Here is a 7,889-nt window from a genome sequence, read left to right as displayed (position 1 = left end):
GGAACGGTAGCGACTCGCGCCCCGGCCACGGCTCCTGAACACTCGTCACCGTCCGGGTATTCCCGGAACGGACCACCCGGACGGCCCACCGGGCCGTCCGGCCCGCCCGGCCCCCGCAGGTGCCCGACCCTGCTCAGCGGCGCTCGTACACCAGCGCGGTGGCGATCGCCGCCAGCCCCTCGGCCCGGCCGGTGAGGCCGAGACCGTCCGTCGTGGTCCCGGAGACCGAGACCGGCGCACCGACCGCCGCCGAGAGCGCGGCCTGCGCCTCGGCCCGGCGCTTGCCGATCTTCGGCCGGACACCGATCACCTGGACCGAGACGTTGCCGATCTCGAAGCCGGCCTCGCGCACCAACCGGGCGGCCTCGCCGAGCAGCCGGACCCCGGACGCGCCCGACCACTCCGGCCGGTCGGTGCCGAAGTGCGCGCCCAGGTCGCCGATCCCGGCGGCCGAGAAGAGCGCGTCGCAGGAGGCGTGCGCGGCCACGTCGGCGTCCGAGTGCCCGGCCAGGCCGTACTCGGCGCCCGGCCACTCCAGGCCGGCCACCCAGAGCGGGCGTCCGGCCTCGAAGGCGTGCACGTCGGTACCGATGCCGACCCGGGGGATCAGCGGCACCTGCGGCTCGGCGGCCCGCGTCGGAACGGCGGACGGCGCCGGGGCGGCGGGCTGCGTCGGGTCAGTAGGCATCGGAGGCCCTCCGGCGGGCGAGAACGGCCTCGGCGAGCACGAGGTCCAGCGGGCGGGTCACCTTGAACGCCTCCTCGTGGCCGGGCACCACCACCACCCGGCCGCCGAAGCGCTCCACCAGGCCCGCGTCGTCGGTGACCGCCGGCAGCGCGTCGGCGCCTCCGGCGTTCTCCTCGGCGAGCGCCTTGGCGTGCACCTCGGCCAGCGTCTCCCGACGGAAGCCCTGCGGCGTCTGGACGGCCCGCAGGGTGGACCGGTCGGGCGTGTCGAGCACCGGTTCGGGTCCGCCGGGGTTCGGCTCGACCCGCTTGACCGTGTCGGCGAGCGGCACGGCCGGAACCACCGCCTCGGCCCCGGCGCGGACGGCGGCCGCGACCGCGTCCACCACCTCGACCGGGACGAGCGGGCGGGCCGCGTCGTGCACCAGGACGATCTCCACCTCGGCCGGGATCGCGGCGAGGCCGAGCCGGACCGACTCCTGGCGGGTCGCCCCGCCCGGCACCACCCGGACGTCCTTGCCGTCCAGGCCGTGGCTGTCGAGCAGTCCGACCACCTCGGCCACCCCGTCGGCCGGCGCGGCGACCACGACCAGGCCGACCGCCCGGCTGCGGGTCAGCGCCCTGACGGCGTGCACCAGGAGCGGCACCCCGCCCAGTTCCCGCAGGGCCTTGGGGGCTCCCGGCCCCAGCCGCTCACCGCGTCCGGCGGCGGGCACCACTGCTGCTGCGACTGCTCCTGTGGCGTTCAGGTTTCACTCCTTCGGCGAAGTGGGTATGGCCATGGCGTGCACGACGGGCGCGCGGGACCCCTTCCGAAAAGCTCCACGGTCTCCCGCCCACAGAGCACGCAGAACGCGCAGAAACGGTCATGCGGACCCGGGGCCGGCCGGCTCGGGTGCGGGGGCGTCGTCCGGACACGCCTCAGCGCCCGAAGTGCCACTGCACCACTCCAGGACGATCCGTCCGGTGAGCGGCGCGCCGGCATCGGGCGCTGTGAGCGTGTGAGCGGTGGGCGCAAGCCCGACTGCACTACGAGGCGAGCACCTCGTCGAGCAGCGTCTCCGCCTTGTCCTCGTTGGTGTTCTCGGCCAGCGCGAGCTCGCTGACGAGGATCTGGCGCGCCTTGGCGAGCATGCGCTTCTCGCCGGCCGACAGACCGCGCTCGCGCTCGCGGCGCCAGAGGTCGCGCACAACCTCGGCGACCTTGATAACGTCACCCGAAGCGAGCTTCTCCAGGTTCGCCTTGTAGCGACGGGACCAGTTGGTCGGCTCTTCGGTGTACGGTGCGCGAAGCACCTCGAAGACCCGGTCGAGACCCTCCTGGCCGACCACATCGCGCACGCCGACGAACTCCGCGTTCTCGGCGGGCACGCGGAGCGTCAGGTCTCCCTGCTGCACCTTGAGCACCAGGTAGGTCTTGTCCACACCTTTGATCTGGCGAATTTCGATGGCCTCGATCAGCGCGGCCCCGTGATGGGGGTAGACCACCGTGTCGCCAACCTTGAACGTCATGTGACAGGACCCCTTCCGTGGCTTTCCAGAATAACACGCTTTTCGGCGCACCCGAAGGGCGTTTTCGCAGGTCAGGGCCGGTCTCGGGGCTTGACAAGGACCCCCATGACGTGCTGCGGGCGGCGTTCGGCGCGGGCTTCCCGCAGGTCGGAGGCGGTTCCAGTGCCTGCCGAAACCTGCGGCAACACTCCTGAAACCGTGATTGGATCTTGAGTTTTCACCGTTTATCGGGCCGTTTCCCGATCGTGATCCGATCTTGGTCGGCCCTTGACCTGGACACGGCGATGCACGGCCCTCGAAGTCGGCGCCGTGCCGCCGTCCGGGCGCCCCGGCGGACTCCGGGGGCGCGACACGGGGACCACCCCGTGAGCTGCGCATAAACGAGGTCGATAATCTGAGACCTGACCACCCGACACGTGACCTAGGAGAAGCCGCCGCCGTGAGCCGCAGCATTCGAGTCGGCAGCATCGCCGCCATCGCCGCCCTCGCCATCGCCTCGCTGTCGTCCTGCTCCGCCGGCAACAACGCGGAGACCCTGGAGATCAAGCCCGACAACGCCTCGGCGACGCTCGGCACGGATCTCCTGCTGAACAACATCGTCGTCGTCACCGGGGACGAGTCCTCCGGCGAGCACACCGGCCCCGCCAACGTGTCGGTGAACATCAGCAACACCGGGGCGGAGCCCGCCGAGCTCCAGTCCATCGTCGTGGGCGACGGCGCCACCGCCGTCTTCGCCGACGAGAAGGGTGCTCCGCTGAGCACCATCGTCGTCCCGCCCGGCGGCGCGGTGCTGCTCGGCGGCGAGGGCAACCCGTCCGCCCGGGTCGCCTCCGCCAGCGTGCACGTCGGCGGCTTCGTGCCCACCGCCTTCGCCTTCAAGAACGGCGAGAAGGTCGCGACCGAGGCCGCGGTCAGCCCGAACAAGGGGCTGTACAAGGGCTGGGGCCCGACCGCCTCCCCCGCCGCCGTGCCGTCCAAGGCCGCCGGCTCGCCCTCAGCCGGCGCCTCCGCCGGTGCGGCGCCCACCACCGGTGCGGCCACCACGGCCGGCACCGCCTCGCCGGCCGCCGGCACCCACTGACGAACCGCCTGCGGGCGAGGCGCCTCCGGGCGCGCCGCCCGCGGGCACACGCGAAGGACCCCTCCGGGCGGCTGCCCGGAGGGGTCCTTCGTCGGTCTCCGCGACCGGGAGCGGGGCGGGGGCCGGAGGCCGGGTGGACGGCTCACGCCGCCCGCCCCGCCCCCGGTGCCACGGGGCCCGTTCGGTCTACGGCTCGAACTTGTAGCCGAGGCCACGGACCGTGACCAGGTAGCGCGGCGCGCCCGGGTCCGGCTCGATCTTCGCCCGCAGGCGCTTCACGTGGACGTCGAGGGTCTTGGTGTCGCCGACGTAGTCCGCGCCCCAGACCCGGTCGATCAGCTGCATCCGGGTGAGCACCCGGCCCGCGTTGCGGAGCAGCATCTCCAGCAGGTCGAACTCCTTGAGCGGCAGGTCGACCTTGGCACCGTCGACGGTGACCACGTGGCGGTCGACGTCCATCCGGACCGGGCCCGCCTCCAGCGCGCCGGGGCCGCCGCCGTCGCCGGGGCCCTCGGTCTCGCCGCGGCGGCGCAGCACCGCGCGGATCCGGGCCACCAGCTCACGGGTGGAGTACGGCTTGGTGACGTAGTCGTCCGCACCTATTTCCAGGCCGACCACCTTGTCGATCTCGCTGTCCTTGGCGGTGACCATGATCACCGGGACGTTCGAGCGCACCCGGAGCTGGCGGCAGACCTCGGTACCGGGCAGCCCCGGCAGCATCAGGTCGAGCAGGACGAGGTCGGCGCCGTTCCGTTCGAACTGCTCCAGCGCGTCGGGGCCGGTGGCGGCGATGGCCACCTCGAAGCCCTCCTTGCGGAGCATGTACGAGAGAGCGTCGCTGAACGACTCCTCGTCCTCGACCACCAGTACTCGGGTCACGATCAGGCCTCCGGGGCAAGCTGGGGGGTTGTGTCTGACAGGGGTTGCGCGGACTCCCCGACGGGGAGCTTGTGGTCCGCGGGGGCCTGCCCGGCGGGCAGGCGCACGGTGAAGGTGGAGCCCTGGCCCTCGACGCTCCACACCGAGACGGTGCCGCCGTGCGAGGCGGCCACGTGCTTGACGATGGAGAGGCCGAGGCCGGTACCGCCGGTCGCCCGCGAGCGGGCCGGGTCGACCCGGTAGAACCGTTCGAAGACCCGCTCGCGGTCCTTCTCGGAGATGCCGATGCCCTGGTCGGTCACCGAGATCTCGATCAGCTCTCCGTCGGCCTCGCCGAGGGCGGCGGCGCTGGAGATCCGTCGGGTGGCGATCGCGACCCTGGTCCGCGGCGGGCTGTAGTTGACGGCGTTCTCGACCAGGTTGCCGAGGGCCGCGGCGAGCTGGCCGCGGTGGCCGTGCAGGTAGAGGCCGGCGATGCCGCCGGCCGCGATCAGGATCTGTTTGGCGGCGGCCTGCTGGCGGCAGCGGTCGATCGCCTCGGCGATCAGCTCGTCCACCGCGACCGGCTCCGGGTCGACCATCAGCCGGTCGTCCTGGACCCGGGAGAGGTCGATGATCTCCTGGACCAGGCTGGCCAGCCTGGTCGCCTCGATCTGCATCCGGCCGGCGAAGCGCTGGACCGCCTCCGGGTCGTCGGACGCGTCGGCCACCGCCTCGGAGAGCAGCGAGAGCGCGCCGACCGGGGTCTTGAGCTCGTGGCTGACGTTGGCGACGAAGTCGCGGCGGACCGCCTCGACCCGACGGCGGTCGGTCTGGTCCTCGACCAGGACCAGGACCAGCCGGGAGCCCAGCGGGGCGACCCGGACCGACACCGCGAGCGGTTCGGCGGCCCGCGCCGCACCCGGGCGGGGCACCTCCAGCTCGACCTGGCGGATCTCGCCGTCCCTGCGGGTGGCCCGGGCCAGCGCGAGCATCTGGTCGACGGCGACCGCGCCGCCGCGCACCAGTCCCATCGCGTACGCCGCCGAGCTGGCCTTGACCACCTCGTCGCCCTCGCCGAGCACGATCGCGCAGGAGCGCAGCACGGAGAGGACGGTGTCGACCCCCGGGGGGAGCGGGGGTTCGTGGGCAGGGGTGGTGAGCCCCTGTTGCCGGGTTCTGCCGTTGGTGCCGCCGTATCTGCCCTTGGCCTGTTCGCGCTCGCTCCAACGGAAGGCGATGGAGGCCGTGAGGCCGACGCCGAGCCCGGCTATGGCGCAGGCAGCGGCGGCGGCCACGTTCACGTCCATACCGCCAGCCTAAGCGCACGACGAGGCCTCTCCTCCAGGGTCGGATCAAGGGATCGGCCGCCCGTTGCCGAGAATTCACCTCCACGTAGCTGCCGATTCACCGCACGGGTCGTGCGTGGTCGCCCGGACGGCCCAAAGTTGGCCACGCAGCCCGTGTGGGTGGGTCGGCGGGTCGAACGCCTGTCCGTCGCCCCCGGTGCGCGCGTACGATGCGCGCCACCAGCAGCGGTCATCCGCACGCCGTACCGACGGTCGTACGGAACGACCGGTCGGCACCGCCACCGACACAGCTACTGAGGAGAGAGCATGCGCGACGCGTACCACGAGGAACTCGACTCGATCGGCGACAGCCTGATCGAGATGGCCCGGCTGGTCGGCTCCGCCCTGGGCCGGGCCACCACCGCGCTCCTCGACGCGGACCTGGCGCTGGCGGAGAGCGTGATCGCCGCCGACGAGAAGATCAACAACCTGCACCACGAGCTGGAGAACCGGGCGATCGACCTGCTCGCCCGCCAGCAGCCGGTCGCCACCGACCTGCGCATCGTCGTCACCTCGCTGCGGATGAGCGCCGACCTGGAGCGCTGTGGCGACCTCGCCCGGCACGTGGCCAAGGTCGCGCGGCTGCGCTACCCCGAGTCCGCGGTGCCGAGCGACCTGCACGCGACCGTCCTGGAGATGGGCCAGCTCGCCCAGCGGCTGGTGGCCAAGGCGGGCCTGGTGATCGCCACCAAGGACGTCGACAAGGCGCTGGAGCTGGAGCAGGACGACGACGCGATCGACGCACTGCACCGCGAGCTGTTCGCGCACCTGATCGACGACCGCTGGCAGCACGGGATCGAGACCGCGGTGGACGTCACGCTGGTCGGCCGCTACTACGAGCGCTACGCGGACCACGCGGTCTCGGTGGCCAAGCGCGTGGTGTACCTGGTGACCGGCGAGCACGTGGACGACTTCGTGGCCTCCTCGGAGGCCGCCGGGGAGTGACCCCGGGCGCGGTACGGCGCCTCCGGAGGCAGGGTCGGTCCCGCCTCCGGAGGCGTCGGCGTTCCCACCCGCGGACGGCGGTGCCTCGGCGGCGAAACGGCGGCCCGGGGGCCCCGGGTCGGCCGGGCCACGGTCTCCGGGTCCGGCGGGCTCCGGCCTCCCGGGCCGCCGGCGCTCACCCCGCAGGGTGAGTAAACCTCGGGCGGGGGTGGTGGGGGCGCACGACCCGATGGGCCTCCCACCACTGCGCGCCCGTTGACGCTCCGTCCGATCGGCGGTTTCACTCAATGCCGTAGGCACCGAAGTGTGCCCGTCACAAGGAGGGTTCCAGCGCGATGAAGGCAAACCCGACCCGACCGGCACCGGCCCACGACATCGTCGAGCCGACCACCCCGAAGCTGCTGCCCGTCCTCGCGGCCGGCTGCGGCTGCGGCCCGGGCTGCGGCTGCGGCTGCCAGTCCGGCGCACCCTGCCAGTGCGGCGGCGTCAGCGGCGGCTGCTGCGGCCACTGAGGACCGGCGCAGCCCGCGAAGCTCCGTGGTGCACGGCCGCCGTGGGAGACGGTCGTGCACCCCGGTTTCCCGGTCGGCGTTCTCCGGCCGCCGGGCCCCTCGCCCGTGCGGCGCGGGTCAGAACCGGACGTCGGTGCAGGAGTAGAAGGCGTTGCCGGTGTCGGAGATCTCCCAGACCGCGACGACCACCTGGTGGCCGGTACGGCCGCTCGGGATGGTCGCGGAGTGGCTGACGGTGCTCGGCACCTGGGCGCCGCTGTACGGGACGGTCAGGAACGGCGTCAGTTCCAGACTGGCCCGGGTGACCGGCTGGGCCGCGTTGTAGCCGGCCTTGGTCAGGTAGTACTTGAAGTTCGTGGTCGCGTGCCGGGCGGTGAACTTCCAGGTGAAGGTGAGCTGCTGCCCCGCCGTCACCTTGGTGGTGGGCCAGTTGCCGCCGCGCGGGTCGTCCAGCTCGGCGAACCGGCTGTTGCCGCCGGCGCAGATGGTGCCGTCGGCCGGCCCTCTGCCCGGGAAGCCCTTCGGCCCCTCGACGCTCTGCGGCTCCCATTGGATCGCACCGCAGTTGGTGACCGTACCGGCCCCGCAGAGCGCGGCCCGGCTGGGCGGGGTCGAGATGTAGCCGTGCGACTGTGCGGGCAGGGCGACGGTGAGCGGGACGGCGATGGCGGCGACGGCCGCTCCGACGAGATGACGTGTGCGCATGGTGCTCCTCCGTGGGGGTGGATGGAGAGTGCGCCGGGCACAGGCGCGCGCGTGGGGGTGCGGCGGCCACGGAAGATCCGTTGGCATGCCTGTGCCAGGTCAGTGCTCACACGGTAGGAGCCCCCCGGGGCTACCGTCAATGGTCTGAACCACCTTGGCGAAACACCGAACCCCCTTGTCGCACAGGCGGGTTGGGAGTTCGAGCGGAACGGCGACGGCCCCGCCTCCCCCGTATCGGGG

At 72.8% G+C, this 7,889-nt stretch carries 9 protein-coding genes; 3 read left to right on the top strand and 6 right to left on the bottom strand.

Annotated elements, in window-relative coordinates; all coding sequences use genetic code 11:
• Nucleotides 1-133: 133 nt before the first annotated feature.
• The 3 genes from ispF to ACFVYI_RS22985 form a co-directional block, all read right to left on the bottom strand.
• Nucleotides 134-688: a 2-C-methyl-D-erythritol 2,4-cyclodiphosphate synthase gene (ispF, locus tag ACFVYI_RS22995; RefSeq protein WP_387888549.1), complete on the bottom strand. Its 555-nt coding sequence runs from the start codon at nt 686-688 to the stop codon at nt 134-136.
• A complete protein-coding gene (gene ispD, locus ACFVYI_RS22990) occupies nt 678-1,436 on the bottom strand; it encodes a 2-C-methyl-D-erythritol 4-phosphate cytidylyltransferase (protein WP_387888688.1) in 759 nt (252 codons plus the stop codon). The genes ispF and ispD overlap by 11 nt, the downstream gene beginning before the upstream one ends.
• 280 nt (nt 1,437-1,716) lie before the next feature.
• A complete protein-coding gene (locus tag ACFVYI_RS22985) occupies nt 1,717-2,199 on the bottom strand; it encodes a CarD family transcriptional regulator (RefSeq protein WP_030244332.1) in 483 nt (160 codons plus the stop codon).
• A 439-nt stretch (nt 2,200-2,638) separates the two neighbouring features.
• Between ACFVYI_RS22985 and ACFVYI_RS22980 the strand changes: the two genes are divergently transcribed.
• On the top strand, nt 2,639-3,280 hold the full coding sequence (locus ACFVYI_RS22980) for a DUF461 domain-containing protein (protein WP_387888547.1): 642 nt from the start codon (nt 2,639-2,641) through the stop codon (nt 3,278-3,280).
• 186 nt (nt 3,281-3,466) lie between these two features.
• On the opposite strand, the gene ACFVYI_RS22975 is transcribed toward ACFVYI_RS22980, so the two are convergent.
• On the bottom strand, nt 3,467-4,159 hold the full coding sequence (locus ACFVYI_RS22975) for a response regulator transcription factor (RefSeq protein WP_360634367.1): 693 nt from the start codon (nt 4,157-4,159) through the stop codon (nt 3,467-3,469).
• Nucleotides 4,160-4,161: 2 nt separating this feature from the next.
• On the bottom strand, nt 4,162-5,448 hold the full coding sequence (locus ACFVYI_RS22970; protein ID WP_387888545.1) for a sensor histidine kinase: 1,287 nt from the start codon (nt 5,446-5,448) through the stop codon (nt 4,162-4,164).
• Between the two features lie 306 nt (nt 5,449-5,754).
• On the opposite strand from ACFVYI_RS22970, the gene phoU reads away from it, so the two are divergent.
• Together phoU and ACFVYI_RS22960 are read left to right on the top strand one after the other, a co-directional pair.
• On the top strand, nt 5,755-6,432 hold the full coding sequence (gene phoU / locus ACFVYI_RS22965; protein WP_387888543.1) for a phosphate signaling complex protein PhoU: 678 nt from the start codon (nt 5,755-5,757) through the stop codon (nt 6,430-6,432).
• Between the two features lie 335 nt (nt 6,433-6,767).
• On the top strand, nt 6,768-6,944 hold the full coding sequence (locus tag ACFVYI_RS22960) for a hypothetical protein (RefSeq protein ID WP_387888540.1): 177 nt from the start codon (nt 6,768-6,770) through the stop codon (nt 6,942-6,944).
• Nucleotides 6,945-7,061: 117 nt separating this feature from the next.
• Here ACFVYI_RS22960 and ACFVYI_RS22955 read toward each other — a convergent pair whose 3' ends face one another.
• Nucleotides 7,062-7,649, bottom strand: coding sequence for a lytic polysaccharide monooxygenase (locus ACFVYI_RS22955; protein ID WP_387888537.1), 588 nt, complete (start codon nt 7,647-7,649; stop codon nt 7,062-7,064).
• Between the last annotated feature and the right edge of the window lie 240 nt (nt 7,650-7,889).

It is taken from the genome of Kitasatospora sp. NPDC058218 (assembly GCF_042882445.1).
Classification (GTDB): domain Bacteria; phylum Actinomycetota; class Actinomycetes; order Streptomycetales; family Streptomycetaceae; genus Kitasatospora.
Note: the sequence above shows the minus strand (reverse complement) of the source record. Positions and strands in the feature narration are given on the sequence as shown.

Excerpts from the sequence above, each read along its gene's own strand:
- ACFVYI_RS22970 (WP_387888545.1), bottom strand. The coding sequence starts at position 5,448 with ATGGACGTGAACGTGGCCGCCGCCGCTGCCTGCGCCATAGCCGGGCTC.
- ACFVYI_RS22985 (WP_030244332.1), bottom strand. The coding sequence starts at position 2,199 with ATGACGTTCAAGGTTGGCGACACGGTGGTCTACCCCCATCACGGGGCC.
- ispF (WP_387888549.1), bottom strand. The coding sequence starts at position 688 with ATGCCTACTGACCCGACGCAGCCCGCCGCCCCGGCGCCGTCCGCCGTT.
- phoU (WP_387888543.1), top strand. The coding sequence starts at position 5,755 with ATGCGCGACGCGTACCACGAGGAACTCGACTCGATCGGCGACAGCCTG.
- ACFVYI_RS22955 (WP_387888537.1), bottom strand. The coding sequence starts at position 7,649 with ATGCGCACACGTCATCTCGTCGGAGCGGCCGTCGCCGCCATCGCCGTC.
- ACFVYI_RS22960 (WP_387888540.1), top strand. The coding sequence starts at position 6,768 with ATGAAGGCAAACCCGACCCGACCGGCACCGGCCCACGACATCGTCGAG.